Annotated in this window: 9 protein-coding genes, 1 tRNA gene and 1 pseudogene; 8 read left to right on the top strand and 3 right to left on the bottom strand. The window is 54.4% G+C overall.

Annotated elements, in window-relative coordinates; all coding sequences use genetic code 11:
* The first annotated feature begins 12 nt into the window (after nt 1-12).
* Both trmH and recG read left to right on the top strand, forming a co-directional pair.
* Nucleotides 13-702: a tRNA (guanosine(18)-2'-O)-methyltransferase TrmH gene (gene trmH / locus E4Z61_RS17470; RefSeq protein ID WP_135323851.1), complete on the top strand. Its 690-nt coding sequence runs from the start codon at nt 13-15 to the stop codon at nt 700-702.
* A gap of 5 nt (nt 703-707) precedes the next feature.
* Nucleotides 708-2789: an ATP-dependent DNA helicase RecG gene (gene recG, locus E4Z61_RS17465; protein WP_135323850.1), complete on the top strand. Its 2082-nt coding sequence runs from the start codon at nt 708-710 to the stop codon at nt 2787-2789.
* A gap of 42 nt (nt 2790-2831) precedes the next feature.
* Here recG and gltS read toward each other — a convergent pair whose 3' ends face one another.
* On the bottom strand, nt 2832-4037 hold the full coding sequence (gltS, locus tag E4Z61_RS17460) for a sodium/glutamate symporter (protein ID WP_135323849.1): 1206 nt from the start codon (nt 4035-4037) through the stop codon (nt 2832-2834).
* Nucleotides 4038-4262: 225 nt separating this feature from the next.
* On the opposite strand from gltS, the gene xanP reads away from it, so the two are divergent.
* Both xanP and E4Z61_RS17450 read left to right on the top strand, forming a co-directional pair.
* Nucleotides 4263-5654, top strand: coding sequence for a xanthine/proton symporter XanP (gene xanP, locus E4Z61_RS17455; RefSeq protein WP_135323848.1), 1392 nt, complete (start codon nt 4263-4265; stop codon nt 5652-5654).
* Nucleotides 5655-5775: 121 nt separating this feature from the next.
* Nucleotides 5776-7491, top strand: coding sequence for an AsmA family protein (locus E4Z61_RS17450; protein ID WP_135323847.1), 1716 nt, complete (start codon nt 5776-5778; stop codon nt 7489-7491).
* A gap of 102 nt (nt 7492-7593) precedes the next feature.
* Here E4Z61_RS17450 and yicI read toward each other — a convergent pair whose 3' ends face one another.
* Both yicI and E4Z61_RS17440 read right to left on the bottom strand, forming a co-directional pair.
* Complete coding sequence (gene yicI / locus E4Z61_RS17445) at nt 7594-9912, bottom strand: alpha-xylosidase (RefSeq protein ID WP_135323846.1); 2319 nt, start codon at nt 9910-9912, stop codon at nt 7594-7596.
* Between the two features lie 10 nt (nt 9913-9922).
* On the bottom strand, nt 9923-11305 hold the full coding sequence (locus E4Z61_RS17440; RefSeq protein WP_135323845.1) for a glycoside-pentoside-hexuronide family transporter: 1383 nt from the start codon (nt 11303-11305) through the stop codon (nt 9923-9925).
* Nucleotides 11306-11593: 288 nt separating this feature from the next.
* Here E4Z61_RS17440 and E4Z61_RS17435 point away from each other — a divergent pair.
* The 4 genes and pseudogenes from E4Z61_RS17435 to E4Z61_RS17420 all read left to right on the top strand — a co-directional run bounded on the left by E4Z61_RS17435 (nt 11594) and on the right by E4Z61_RS17420 (nt 14824).
* Nucleotides 11594-11688: transfer RNA gene (locus E4Z61_RS17435), tRNA-Sec, on the top strand.
* 163 nt (nt 11689-11851) lie between these two features.
* Nucleotides 11852-11988: pseudogene (locus E4Z61_RS24180) on the top strand (Arm DNA-binding domain-containing protein); the annotation flags it as partial.
* Between the two features lie 197 nt (nt 11989-12185).
* Entirely contained in the window at nt 12186-13721 is a 1536-nt protein-coding gene (locus E4Z61_RS17425; protein WP_135323844.1) for an esterase/lipase family protein, read from the top strand.
* On the top strand, nt 13718-14824 hold the full coding sequence (locus tag E4Z61_RS17420; RefSeq protein ID WP_135323843.1) for a T6SS immunity protein Tli4 family protein: 1107 nt from the start codon (nt 13718-13720) through the stop codon (nt 14822-14824). Before E4Z61_RS17425 ends, E4Z61_RS17420 begins: the two co-directional genes overlap by 4 nt.
* The last annotated feature ends 1 nt before the right edge of the window (nt 14825 follow it).

The following is a 14825-nucleotide window of genomic DNA, read 5'->3' as shown; positions in this document are numbered from 1 at the left end:
GATGATGTGTATATGAATGAACAGCGCTATGCACGTATCCGCGAGATGCTCGCACGGCGTCAGCCCGATCTGACCGTCTGCATGGAGCAGGTCCATAAACCTCATAACGTTTCTGCGATCATTCGTACCGCAGATGCTGTTGGCGTACATGAAGTCCACGCCGTCTGGCCGGGTAGCCGCATGCGCACCATGGCCTCTTCTGCGGCGGGTAGCAACAGTTGGGTGCAGGTGAAGACTCACCGTACCATTGGTGATGCGGTTACACATTTAAAAAGCCAGGGCATGCAGGTTCTGGCGACACACCTCTCTGATAAAGCCGTCGATTTCCGCGAGATTGATTACACGCGCCCCACCTGCATCCTGATGGGCCAGGAAAAAACCGGCATTACTCAGGAAGCGTTAGACCTTGCGGATCAGGACATCATCATTCCCATGATTGGCATGGTGCAGTCGCTGAACGTTTCGGTCGCCTCCGCGCTGATTCTGTATGAAGCACAGCGCCAGCGGCAAAATGCTGGCATGTACCGACGAGAAAACAGCATGCTGCCACAAGACGAACAGCAGCGCTTACTGTTTGAAGGCGGTTATCCGGTGCTGGCTAACGTGGCCAAGCGCAAAGGTCTTCCCTACCCTCACGTAAACTCGCAGGGCGAAATTGAAGCCGATGCAACGTGGTGGGCCACTATGCAATCTGCGAGATAAACGCGATGAAAGGCCGTTTACTGGATGCCATTCCACTCAATTCCCTCACGGGAGTTGGCGCAGCACAAAGCAGTAAACTGGCGAAAATTGGCCTGCACACCGTGCAGGACCTCCTGCTCCACCTCCCTCTGCGTTACGAAGATCGTACCCATCTGTACCCAATTGGCGAACTGCTACCGGGCGTCTATGCCACCGTTGAAGGCGAAGTGCTGAGCTGCAATATCACCTTCGGTGGACGCCGGATGATGACCTGCCAGATCAGCGATGGCTCCGGCATTCTCACCATGCGCTTTTTCAATTTCAGCGCAGCGATGAAAAACAGCCTTGCCACCGGCCGCCGGGTGCTGGCATACGGTGAAGCCAAACGCGGGAAATACGGCGCAGAAATGATTCACCCAGAATACCGCGTGCAAGGCGATCTCAGCACGCCGGAATTGCAGGAAACGCTCACACCGGTGTATCCAACCACCGAAGGCGTGAAGCAGGCCACGCTGCGCAAACTGACCGATCAGGCGCTGGATCTGCTCGATACCTGCGCCATTGCCGAGCTGCTGCCGCCAGAGTTGTTGCAGGGCATGATGAGCCTGCCGGAAGCGCTGCGCACGCTGCACCGTCCGCCGCCATCGCTACAGCTCAGCGATCTCGAAACCGGGCAACATCCGGCACAGCGACGCCTGATTCTGGAAGAATTACTGGCGCATAACCTCAGCATGCTGGCATTACGTGCCGGGGCGCAGCGTTTTCACTCCCAGCCGTTGAGCGCCAACAACGCGCTGAAAGATAAGCTACTGGCGGCGTTACCGTTTAAACCAACGGCTGCGCAGGCCCGTGTCACCGCCGAGATCGAACGCGACATGGCGCTGGATATCCCCATGATGCGCCTGGTACAGGGCGATGTCGGCTCCGGAAAAACGCTAGTCGCGGCGCTTGCTGCCCTACGGGCTATCGCCCATGGCAAGCAGGTGGCGTTGATGGCCCCCACCGAGTTACTGGCCGAACAGCATGCGAATAACTTCCGCAACTGGTTCGCGCCGCTGGGTGTTGAAGTGGGTTGGTTGGCAGGTAAACAGAAAGGCAAAGCGCGCCAGGCGCAGCAAGAAGCCATCGCCAGCGGTCAGGTGCAGATGATTGTCGGTACGCATGCCATTTTCCAGGAGCAGGTACAGTTCAACGGACTGGCGCTGGTTATCATCGATGAACAGCATCGTTTTGGTGTGCATCAGCGTCTGGCACTGTGGGAGAAAGGTCAGCAGCAGGGTTTCCACCCGCACCAGCTGATCATGACCGCCACGCCAATCCCGCGCACGCTGGCAATGACCGCTTATGCCGATCTCGACACGTCAGTAATTGACGAACTCCCGCCGGGTCGTACGCCGGTCACCACAGTCGCCATTCCGGATACCCGTCGCAGCGATATTATTGACCGCGTGCGCAACGCCTGTACCCATGAAGGACGCCAGGCATACTGGGTTTGCACGCTGATTGAAGAGTCTGACTTGTTAGAGGCTCAGGCGGCAGAAGCCACATGGGAAGAGCTGAAACTAGCCCTGCCGGAACTCAATATTGGTCTGGTTCACGGACGCATGAAACCCGCCGAGAAACAGTCGGTGATGGCCGCCTTTAAGCAAGGTGAACTGCATCTGCTGATCGCCACCACGGTGATTGAAGTGGGTGTAGACGTCCCCAACGCCAGCCTGATGATTATCGAAAACCCGGAGCGCTTAGGTCTGGCCCAACTGCATCAGCTACGCGGCCGCGTTGGCCGTGGCGCGGTGGCCTCCCACTGCGTGCTACTCTACAAATCACCGCTATCAAAAACTGCGCAGAAACGCCTGCAGGTTCTGCGGGACAGCAACGACGGGTTTGTGATTGCGCAAAAAGATTTGGAGATCCGCGGCCCGGGCGAACTGCTGGGGACCCGTCAGACGGGGACGGCAGAATTCAAAGTAGCGGACCTACTGCGTGATCAGGCTATTATTCCGGAAGTTCAGCGCATTGCCCGTCATATTCACGAACGTTACCCGCAACAGGCGGTGGCGCTGATTGAGCGCTGGATGCCGGAAACCGAGCGCTATTCCAACGCGTGATCGATAAATAACGGCGGCGGTTGTCATACCGCCGCACGACGTTTATTGCGCAAAAATCGGCAACAGTAGATACAGCTTAATCACCAGCGCGTTGACGATATCGATGAAGAACGCCCCCACCATCGGCACGACTAAAAATGCAGTGTGCGATGGGCCAAAACGCTCGGTAATCGCCTGCATGTTGGCAATAGCCGTCGGCGTTGCGCCGAGACCAAAACCGCAGTGCCCGGCTGCCAGTACGGCGGCATCGTAGTTCTTGCCCATCATGCGCCAGGTGACAAATATGGCGTACAGCGCCATGAAGATCGTCTGCACAACCAAAATCGCCAGCATTGGCAGCGCCAGCGAAGCCAGCTCCCACAGCTTCAGGCTCATCAACGCCATTGCCAGGAACAGCGACAGGCTCACGTTGCCCAGCACTGAAACCGCACGCTCAAACACCCGATAAAAACCCATTAACGCCAGGCCATTGCTGAGGATCACCCCGACAAACAGCACGCAGACAAAGGTTGGCAGTTCCAGCACCGTTCCGACCAGCAGTTGCGCAACGATTTTGCCCACCGTCAGACAGATAGCGATCAGCGCGATGGTTTCAATCAGCACCAGCGAGGTGATCATGCGCCCGACATCCGGTTTCTCAAACGCGGTTGGCACGGCCTGATCGTCCGGCATACCGTCCGGCGTGGTGGAGTGTTTGACCAGATAGCGCGCTACCGGGCCGCCAATCAGTCCGCCCAGCACCAGACCAAACGTTGCGCACGCCATCGCCACTTCAGTGGCATTGGTGAAGCCATAGCGTTCAATAAACAGCTTGCTCCACGCGGCCCCGGTTCCGTGTCCGCCAGAGAGGGTTATCGAACCGGCGATCAGACCCATCAGCGGATCCAGGCCCAGCAGGGTCGCCATACCAATACCGATAGCGTTTTGCATCAGCAGCAGGCCAACAACCACAATCAGAAAGATACCTACCACGCGGCCACCAGCGCGCAGACTGGCGATATTGGCGTTCAGGCCGATAGTGGCGAAGAACGCCAGCATCAGCGGATCGCGCAGGGTCATATCGAAGTTCACTTCCCAGCCCATGCTTTTTTTCAGTACTAGCAGTGCGATCGCTACCAGTAAACCACCCGCAACGGGTTCAGGAATCGTGTATTTCTTCAGGAAGGGAACAGACTGGACAAGCTTACGTCCCAGCAGCAACACCAGGGTTGCCGCAACCAGTGTTGATAACGTATCGAGATAAAACATTTACAGCTCCATTAGTGCGTTTAGCACAATCACGCACGATGCATTCCAGACCGATTTTTAGCTCTTATTGAGTTTTCGGGGTGGATTTTAAGCAGAAAATGATGAAAAGTTATATAAAAATGTTTGTTTATCCGTTTTAAATATTAAGAATACCTGCTAGCAAACGTTTGCTTTTCTGCCCTGGTCAGATAAAATCACCGCTTTTCCACCATGGGATTGCCTCTGATGTCCGTTAACGCCGTAGAGCCAACAAATGCGCAACCGGTTGCGCAGGCTCACAACAGTGAACTGATTTACCGTCTTGAAGATCGCCCCCCGTTAGCTCAGACCCTGTTTGCCGCCTGTCAGCACCTGCTGGCCATGTTCGTCGCGGTGATCACGCCTGCCCTGCTTATCTGCCAGGCGCTCGGTTTACCGGCTCAGGATACTCAACACATTATCAGTATGTCGCTGTTCGCATCCGGCGTGGCTTCTATCATTCAGATCAAAGCCTGGGGGCCGGTCGGCTCAGGGCTGTTATCTATTCAGGGAACCAGTTTTAACTTTGTGGCACCGTTGATTATGGGCGGTACGGCACTGAAAACCGGCGGCGCAGATGTCCCAACCATGATGGCGGCATTGTTCGGCACACTGATGCTGGCAAGCTGCACCGAGATGGTTATCTCACGCGTACTGCATCTGGCGCGCCGTATTATCACCCCACTGGTTTCAGGCGTGGTGGTGATGATCATCGGCCTGTCACTGATTCAAGTAGGCCTGACGTCAATTGGCGGCGGTTACGCAGCCATGAGCGACAATACCTTTGGTGCACCGAAGAATCTGATGCTGGCTGGCGTCGTGCTGGCGCTTATTATTCTGCTTAACCGCCAGCGCAACCCATACCTGCGCGTTGCGTCACTGGTGATCGCAATGGCGGCGGGCTACCTGCTGGCTTGGTTTATGGATATGCTGCCGCAAAATACCGCGCCGGTGAGTCAGGACCTGATCATGGTGCCAACACCGCTGTACTATGGCCTCGGCATCGACTGGAATTTACTGCTACCGCTGATGCTGGTCTTTATGATCACCTCGCTGGAAACCATTGGTGATATTACCGCCACTTCCGATGTCTCCGAGCAACCGGTTTCCGGCCCGCTGTATATGAAACGCCTGAAAGGCGGCGTGCTGGCGAACGGACTGAACTCATTTGTTTCTGCCGTGTTCAACACATTCCCGAACTCCTGTTTCGGACAGAACAACGGGGTCATCCAGTTAACCGGCGTTGCCAGCCGCTATGTCGGTTTTGTGGTGGCGCTGATGCTGATTGTGCTGGGCTTGTTCCCTGCGGTCAGTGGTTTTGTACAGCACATTCCAGAACCGGTTCTGGGCGGCGCCACACTGGTGATGTTCGGTACCATCGCCGCATCCGGGGTGCGCATTGTTTCTCGCGAGCCGCTGAACCGTCGCGCAATCCTAATAATCGCCCTGTCGCTGGCTGTCGGATTGGGTGTCTCCCAGCAGCCGCTGATCCTGCAGTTTGCCCCGGACTGGGTGAAAAACCTGCTCTCTTCCGGCATTGCCGCAGGTGGTATTACCGCTATCGTTCTGAACCTCGTTTTCCCGCCAGAAAAACAATAAGCGAAGTGCGGCGTTGGTTCTGAATCAACGCCGCTGTAACGCTCTTTCACTATTCCCGCCTTGAGGATTGCGCGTAAATCGTGCATAACTTGACTACGTGTACTTTGCGGGATGGAAGACCATGAAATTTATTGGAAAGCTGCTTCTTTACGTGCTGATCGCCCTTGCAGTGGCGATCCTCGGCCTGTATTTTCTACTGCAAACCCGCTGGGGCGCAGAGCATGTCAGCGCCTGGGTCTCGGAGAACAGCAGCTACCATCTGGCATTTGATGCCATCGATCACCGGTTTTCTTCCCCCTCTCACATTCTCCTGGCAAACGTTACTTTTGGCCGGGATGGTCAGCCCGCCACGCTGGTAGCAAAAACGGTCGATATTGGATTGAGCAGCCGCCAAATCACCGACCCGATGCACGTGGACACCATTCTGCTACAAAGCGGTACGTTGAATCTTTCCCAACAGACCGCGCCGCTGCCATTCCAGGCCGATCGCCTGCAGTTGCAGGATATGGCGCTCAACAGCCCCGGCAGTGAGTGGAACCTCAGCGCTCAACGCGTGAATGGCGGCGTCATTCCCTGGAGCCCTGAAGCCGGTAAAATTCTCGGCAGCAAAGCACAAATTCAGCTCAGCGCCAGTTCGTTGACGCTAAACGACGTTCCCACCACTAACGTGTTGATTGAAGGCAGCATTGATCATGATCGGGTGACGCTCAGCAACATTGGCGCAGACGTGGCGCGTGGCGCATTAACCGGAGTTGCGCAGCGGAATCCAGACGGCAGTTGGGTTGTGGAGAATCTGCGACTGAACGATATTCGACTACAAAGCGACAAATCTTTGGCCGACTTTTTTGCACCATTAATGTCTGTCCCCTCCCTGCAAATTGGTCGACTTGAGGTAACAGACGCCCGTCTGCAAGGCCCTGATTGGGCGGTAACGGATCTCGATCTCAGCTTGCGCAACATGACGTTCAGCAAGGACGACTGGCAAACCCAGGAAGGAAAACTGTCGATGAACGCCAGCGAGTTTATCTACGGCTCACTGCACTTCTTCGATCCCATCCTCAACGCCGAGTTCTCACCGCAGGGCATTGCGCTACGCCAGTTCACCACCCGCTGGGAAGGCGGCATGGTCAGAACGTCTGGTAACTGGCTGCGTAGCAACAAAGCGCTGGTCCTCGACGATACCGCCGTTGCCGGGCTGGAATATACGCTGCCAGAAAACTGGAAACAGCTATGGATGACCCCCCTGCCGGCCTGGCTGAACAACCTGACGCTGAAAAAATTCAGCGCCAGCCGTAATCTGGTGATTGATATCGATCCAACATTCCCGTGGCAGCTCACCGCGCTGGACGGTTATGGCGCTAACCTCGGACTGGTACAGAATAATCAGTGGGGGGTCTGGAGCGGTAGCGCCACGCTCAATGCCGCTGCAGCGACGTTTAACCGCACCGACGTGCGCCGCCCTTCTCTGGCGCTTACGGCGAACAGCAGCACGATCAATATCAGCGAACTGAGTGCATATACGGAAAAAGGGCTGCTGGAGGCTACCGCCAGCATCTCTCAGCTTCCGCAGCGTCAGACACAGGTCAGCCTGAACGGGCGCGGCGTGCCAATGGCTATTCTGCAACAGTGGGGATGGCCTGCGCTGCCGATTTCCGGCGACGGCAACATCCAGCTCGCCGCCAGCGGCAATATGCAGGCAGATAAGCCGCTCAAGCCCACGGTGAACGGCCAACTGCATGCGGTTAATGCAGAGAAGCAACAGGTGACGCAGACCATGCAGGCGGGGGTAGTATCTGGCGGAGAAGTGACGTCGACCGAGGCGGCTCCAGGGCAGTGAACCCTTGCCTGATGGCGCTACGCTTATCAGGCCTGAGCATATACCTTCATGGGCCGGACAGAACGCTTTAGCGTCGCCATCCGGCACCATATCAACAAAAATTTAAAGGGTAATCGTCAGCTCACTGCCCTGTGGAGTGATGACTACACCCAGCTCGCTATCCAGGTGCGACCCGCATTTAATGCCGCCAATTTTCTGAACATTACGCAGGCACAGCGTCCAGTTACGCGCTTCACCGACACCTTGCACGGTGATGGTATTACCCACACGTTTCGCATTCAGCGTGAAGATAACCGAGCCGTCAGCCGCCGGGACTTCACAAATCGCTTCCCTGCCCTCTTGCAGGTGGAACAACTGGAATGCCGTCCCTTCGTGCCAGGCGTAATCCGGCTTCTGGTTATTGCTGCCCAGCGCCAGCAGGGTGTTTTCACGCACGTAGACCGGCAGACTCAGGAAGTCGTGCTGCTGTTTATGCCAGCGGCTACCCGCCACCTCATCGTTGCGCCATAGGTGCGTCCAGCGTCCTTCCGGCAAGTAAAACTGCACATCGCCCGCCTCACTGAACACCGGCGCCACCATCACACTATCGCCCAGCATGTACTGACGGTCGAGGTAGTCGCACGCCGGATCGTCCGGGAATTCCAGCATCATTGCGCGCATCATTGGCGTTCCGTGCGCACTGGCACGGGCCGCTTCGCGATACAGATACGGCATCATGCGGCATTTCTGCTCGGTAAAGTAGCGCACCACATCGCAGGACTCGTCGTCGTACGCCCACGGCACACGGTAAGATTTGCTGCCATGCAAGCGACTATGGCTGGAGAGCAGCCCGAACGCACACCAGCGTTTGTAGACATGGGTTGGTGCGGTATTTTCGAAGCCGCCGATATCGTGGCTCCAGAAACCAAAACCGGACATACCGATGGATAAACCACCTCGCAGGCTTTCCGCCATCGACTCGTAGTTGGCATAGCAGTCACCGCCCCAGTGCACCGGAAACTGCTGCGCTCCCACGGACGCAGAACGGGCGAACAGTACGGCCTCTTCTTCACCCACGGTTTCTTTGAGTACGTTCCACACAAGTTCGTTGTAGATATATGCATAATGGTTGTGCATTTTCTGTGGATCGGAGCCGTCGAACCACTGGACATCCGTTGGGATGCGCTCGCCAAAGTCAGTTTTGAAGCAATCCACGCCGATGTCCACCAAGCCTTTCAGCTTGTTGGCATACCATTCACAGGCTTGTGGATTGGTGAAGTCATAAATCGCCAGGCCAGGCTGCCATTTATCCCATTGCCACAGGGAGCCATCCGGGCGCTTGAGCAGATAACCTTTCTCTTTTAGTTCGTTGAAAATCGGTGATTTCTGACCGATATATGGGTTAATCCACACGCAGACCTTCAGCCCTTTCTCTTTCAGGCGGCGGATCATGCCTTCCGGGTCCGGGAAGGTCAGCGGATCCCACTCGAAGTCGCACCACTGGAAGGCTTTCATCCAGAAGCAGTCAAAGTGGAAAACGTGCAGCGGCAAGCTGCGTTCAGCCATGCCGTCGATAAAGCTGTTGACCGTCGCTTCGTCGTAATTGGTCGTGAACGACGTGGTCAGCCACAGGCCGAACGACCAGGCTGGCGGCAGCGCCGGACGGCCCGTGAATTGGGTGTAACGGTTCAACACGTCCTTCGGCGTCGGGCCGTCGATGACGAAGTATTCCAGATACTCGCTTTCCACGCTGAACTGCACTTTCGACACCTTTTCAGAGCCGATTTCAAACGACACGCACTGCGGATGATTCACCAGCACACCGTAGCCACGGTTGGTGATATAGAACGGGATGTTCTTGTAAGATTGTTCGGTACTGGTACCACCGTCGCGGTTCCAGGTTTCTACTGTTTGCCCGTTACGCACCAGCGCGGTAAAGCGTTCACCCAGACCGTAGACGGTTTCGCCGACACCCAGATCCAGGCGCTCGAACATATAGTTGCGCCCGCTGTTGGTATCCTGGGCATAGCCGTTGTTTTTTAGCTGGCTGCCCGTGATACGCTCGCCATTACGCAGGAAGTCCAGTGACCAGAACTCACCTTTGGTGACGCGCACGCTCAAGTTACCGCTCTTCAGTTCGGCAAAGTCGGCGGTGTTGTGCATCTCGACCTTCACATCCTGCAGCACATTTAGCGGGTAATGCGGGCCGGTATCCAGCGCCCCCTGAAAGTGCTCCATACGCACGCCCACCACGCCTTCCTGCGGTGAGAAGAAGCGCAGAGTAAACAGCGGCGTATCCAACTGCCAGGTACGTTCACGCACGTCGCGCGGCGCAACATAGACAATCATCTCATTACCTTGCTGTTCAACCTCAAACACCTGAATCGGATTGATCAAATTTAGGCCGGGTTGAATCAGCCAATTTCCATCGCTAATTTTCATCGTCGGTTCCTTAGTTCTGTAATTCTTTCGTCGTAAAATCCTGCTGATTGCGACGCGCACCCTGAGCCAGTTGACTCATGACTTCAGTCAGATACGGGGTTTTCAGGGTGTAGAAGCGTTTGGCAATCACGGCACTCAGCAGGTAGCAAATAGCCGGGACAATGGTGAACAGTCCGATGATGATGCTAATAGTGGCGCTGTTCTGGGTTTTCGCTGCGGCGTCGTAGCCACCACCTGCCAGCATCCAGCCAATCAGCGCCCCACCGAACGCCAGGCCCAACTTGAGCACAAACAACGTACCTGCAAAGCTGATCCCCGTTAGACGTTTACCGTTGCACCACTCACCGTAATCAACGGTGTCGGACATCATCACCCACTGGATCGGCGTGACGAGCTGATGCAGTACGCCAATCACGAAGATAAAGACGAACATGGTGATATTGGCGTGCATTGGCACAAAGAACATCGCCAGGCTGATGACCGCCAGCAGAGCGTTCGTCCACCAGAAAACACTGACTTTGCATTTCCAGTCAGTCAGCGGTTTTGCCAGCGCAGAGCCGATCAGGTTGCCGACGCAATAGGTGGTAAGGAAGGCAACAAACACTTCTGGCGTACCCAGGATCCAAGTGACGTAATACATCATCGCCCCGCCGCGTACGCACACGGCCAGGATATTGAGAATGGTAAGAAGGCCAACGATACGCCACTGATCGTTCTGCCAGATGTCGCGCAGGTCTTCACGCATCGAGGTGCTGCTCGGTGCCGCCTCCACGCGTTCTTTGGTGGTGAAGAAGCAGAATGCCAGCATCAGAAATGCCACCACCGAGAGCACGGCAATCCCACCCTGAAAACCCAGCGCTTTATCTTCACCGCCAAGCAGATTCACCAGCGGCATCATCAAGACGGTGGAGAACATGCCGCCCGCCGTCGCCAGCACAAAGCGCCAGGACTGCAGGGAGATACGTTGCGTTGGGTCATTAGTGATGACGCCGCCCAGCGCACAGTAGGGGATGTTCACTACGGTATAGAGCAGGGTCAGCAGCGTGTAGGTAATTGCAGCATAAACCATTTTACCGTGCAGACTGAGGTCCGGCGTACTGTAGGCGAGCACACAAACCAGGCCAAACGGCAGTGCGCCAAACAGCACCCACGGGCGGAATTTCCCCCAGCGTGACCGTGTACGGTCGGCCAGCAGTCCCATACAAGGATCTGAAATAGCATCCAGCGCGCGCGCCAGTAAAAACATCGTGCCGACAAAACCGGCAGGAATGCCAAAAATATCGGTATAAAAGAACATCATATAAAACATTACGTTATCGAAGATGATGTGGCTCGCCGCATCCCCCATCCCGTAGCCAATCTTCTCTTTAACGGACAGAATTTCATTTTTCATTACGCATCCCTAACGTTCTAAAAGCTCTCTGAAATCGGTTACAGTTCTTGTAAACCATCCCTGCAAGCGAGAATATTCCGATATCTCGTTATCAAATTACGATTCTTGTTTTCTGTGATCGTGGTAGCGTCAAAAAATAACTATCACTGTAACTTATGGATTTTTCGGGGATTTATATGAAATCGATCATAGTATGAGGAAACGGAAGTTAAAAAAGTAAGTGAGGGGGTGTGGAAACCTCAGGAAGTAGCTATAATGCGCCCCGCCTCCATGTAGCAATCGAGGCGCGGAAGATCGTCATCTCCGGTGAGGTGGCTGGACTTCAAATCCAGTTGGGGACGCCAGCGTTCCCGGGCAGGTTCGACTCCTGTGATCTTCCGCCAAAGTTCCTCCCCTGAATTCCCCCACAATCAATAAATCCCTCATATTACCAGTCATTGCAATCAGTTATGTTCTCCTGAGGTCAACTCATGTTTACCAGAATCAAGTATATTCTGGGGGCATTGTTGGGGGCATAAAAAATTCCCCCATTTTGAGTTGCCCCCAATGAAGTTAACAGCCCGCCAAGTTGATACTGCTAAACCGAAAGAAAAGCCTTCAAGTTATCTGATGGCGGTTGCCTCTACCTTGAGGTAGCGACCAGCGACTCACGTTACTGGCGTTTGAAATACCGTTTCAGCGGCGCTTGCAATGCGACGTTATATTCAATCCACCGGTGGCTTAATATTTTGGGGTTAACCTGAGAATCAGGGATGAAAGGTTGTTTTTAACCCTTTTATTTTGATGGTTAATGCGGTATGTGTGAGTATATGTCGGTGGATAAAATCGACGATGAATAAGGGCTTATTCATTCGTACCGGCAGAAAAAGGAAAATCAAACATGGGTAAAAATAATAAAGAAGGCACGACTTATTACCGGCTCTTATGGGATGAAAATAGTCAGGTTTATTATCCGACCGCCTTACATCCGAGCGAAAAAAATCACACAGCCGTGTTTCTAAAGACCCCGACCAAAGTTATCCCGGTTATTTTTCTGCCTGGCGTCATGGGATCAAACCTGAAAAATGCAGGTGGTGAGGTCTGGCAGTTCAGTGTTTCATCACTTAAAAAATGGCCGTTTGCCAGCCCGGAAAAAAGGAAGTTACTTCTTGATCCGAAGACCACCACGGTGGATGACAGCGGCGAGATTTTTAACGAGGGGGCGGAGGGCAAAAAATTTCCCTCCCGCCGGGAGCGGGGATGGGGGAGCGCGTTTTACAAAAGTTACGGTGAGGCGCTCGACAAGATTCAGTACCTGCTCAATGACGACGATATTCTGGTGGATAACTTTTTCAGGGACTATCAGCAGAAGACGTCCCGGCAGCAGTTTGTTGGCGTTGATCTGGGGGCTGAAAAAGGGGAGTCGGCGCTCACGGATGCAGAGGTGGATCACAGCTACAAGTTCTTATACCCGCTGCACGTCTTTGGTTATAACTGGCTACAGTCCAATGCGGATTCGGCGGCGTTGCTGGAAAAATATATCACCAAGGTGATGGGGACTTATCACGGTCGGCTGGTGGTGAACAAGGTCATTCTGGTCACCCACTCGATGGGTGGGCTGGTTGCCCGGCATTACTCAGAAAACATGGGTGGGCAGGCCAATATTCTGGGGATCGTACACGGTGTGATGCCGGACCTGGGTTCACCGGCGGCGTACCGACGGATGAAAATCGGGGAACGGGGTATTATCGGCATGATTATTGGCGACAATGCGGAGAAACTGATGCCGGTACTGGCCCAGTCCCCCGGTCCGCTACAGCTGCTGCCGGGCATAACCTACGGGCCTGGCTGGCTGAGGCTACAGAGCAGCAGCGGTACGGAGTCCCTGCCAGAGAGCGACCCGTATGAGGAAATTTACCTGAACAAAACGGCTTGGTGGCGGCTGTGTGAGCAGGATTTGCTGCTGGGAGATACTGACAGTGAGTGGACTGCTTTCCAGGACAGGATAAAGCGGAATGTATATAAATTTATCGAAGAACTGAATGGAAAATACCATCCGCAGACCTGGCTATTTTACGGTGCCAGTGCCAACAATCCATCAGATGCATTCCTGACGTGGAAAGAGCACATCCCTCAGCGTGTGCAGGCAGAGCTGAGTAGCCGGAAAGATGCAGGGAAACCCGTCGACCTGTCCCCGTTAAGAACACATGGGCTGATATCGGCCGGGACGCCAGGTGACGGTACCGTGCCGGTCACGTCTGTCCGCACTTCGTCCCCCTGTATTCAGGCCGCGCTGGCCACGAACGTTGACCATGAAGGGGCTTACGCCATTGACCCTGTTGATCGCTCCCGTTCGGTCTACAGCGGCCTGTCTGACGCCCTGGTGTTCACGGTACGTTCGGTGGTGAAAATCGTGCAGCAGGTACCGGTGTCATGAAAAAACTCCCTCTTGGCTGGTTCATTCCACTGGCGATGGTGCTGCTGGCGGCTGGATTTTATATTCACAATTATGTGACGTTTGTGCACACGCCTCCGGCGTTAACGGACAAGGAAAAACGTATGGTCGATACTCTGTTTGCCACCACCAAAGCCCAGTGCGTGGGGCGCTATGTTTTTGAGGTGCCAGCCTCTTTTGAAAACACCCTGACGGATCGTGCTCAGATTAATGAGGTTCGCATCAGCAGCCAGCGGCTCTACCGCCCGGCGTTTGAACAGCGTATCCAGCTGCGGGAGAAGGCACTGGAAAACAGCCATACCGTCGATGTAGTCGATCAGCCTTTTCTCAAGCAGGTGTACCGGCTGAGTGATAATGCGGTGATATTTGACCGTAATGAAAATGAGAGTGTGCCGGGTTTTGGGCGCGTTCTGGAAGGTCATCTGTACGTTGATGGGGTGGCGTTCATACTGAACTCCGAAATCAGAGATGTATCGGATCCCAAATACAAGCAGGACCGCATTGAGTATCTGAATTCAGGGATGAGAGAAGATCAACTTAACAATAAACCTCAGAAACTGGCTGAGTTACAGGATTTGATGTCCCGTCTGAGCGGGAGAAAAAACGATGAAATCCCGACGCAACCGGGAACCTGTATTTCAGAAGGGTTTATCCGCGACGGGAGCGAGAAGCCGAAGGAAGATATTACCTTTGTCTATCCGCATAATTCGGTCTTTTCTTTTGTTGTCTGGAGCAATAACGCCTTAAAAGAAAGTTCAACTATGCTGGAGCGAAGCGATGAAATTCAGCCTTATCTGACTGGAATTAATGCGCGGACATTGCGTAAGGGGAAAGTACAGATAGCGGGTTTTGATAGCAGCGAATGGCTTAACACTGCCCCGTCAGAAAAATTTCCAGAGAACCCATCTGCCCAGTTATTGTTTACTGCGGTAGCTAATGAGAAAACAGCGGATTTCAGGCATCCAAATCTTGACCTGACATTAAGCAATCATGCCCTTCCAGCGCCGGCTTACAGTGATGCTGAACTGGTCGATATATGGGATCGTATCACCCACACTTTCCGTATCAGGAATAATGCATTCTGAT

The sequence above is a fragment of the Citrobacter tructae genome (assembly GCF_004684345.1).
GTDB lineage: Bacteria > Pseudomonadota > Gammaproteobacteria > Enterobacterales > Enterobacteriaceae > Citrobacter > Citrobacter tructae.
Note: the sequence above shows the minus strand (reverse complement) of the source record. Positions and strands in the feature narration are given on the sequence as shown.

Coding starts and splice junctions, on each gene's coding strand:
- trmH (WP_135323851.1), top strand. CDS start 13: ATGAATGAACAGCGCTATGCACGTATCCGCGAGATGCTCGCACGGCGT.
- recG (WP_135323850.1), top strand. CDS start 708: ATGAAAGGCCGTTTACTGGATGCCATTCCACTCAATTCCCTCACGGGA.
- gltS (WP_135323849.1), bottom strand. CDS start 4,037: ATGTTTTATCTCGATACGTTATCAACACTGGTTGCGGCAACCCTGGTG.
- xanP (WP_135323848.1), top strand. CDS start 4,263: ATGTCCGTTAACGCCGTAGAGCCAACAAATGCGCAACCGGTTGCGCAG.
- E4Z61_RS17450 (WP_135323847.1), top strand. CDS start 5,776: ATGAAATTTATTGGAAAGCTGCTTCTTTACGTGCTGATCGCCCTTGCA.
- yicI (WP_135323846.1), bottom strand. CDS start 9,912: ATGAAAATTAGCGATGGAAATTGGCTGATTCAACCCGGCCTAAATTTG.
- E4Z61_RS17440 (WP_135323845.1), bottom strand. CDS start 11,305: ATGAAAAATGAAATTCTGTCCGTTAAAGAGAAGATTGGCTACGGGATG.
- E4Z61_RS17425 (WP_135323844.1), top strand. CDS start 12,186: ATGGGTAAAAATAATAAAGAAGGCACGACTTATTACCGGCTCTTATGG.
- E4Z61_RS17420 (WP_135323843.1), top strand. CDS start 13,718: ATGAAAAAACTCCCTCTTGGCTGGTTCATTCCACTGGCGATGGTGCTG.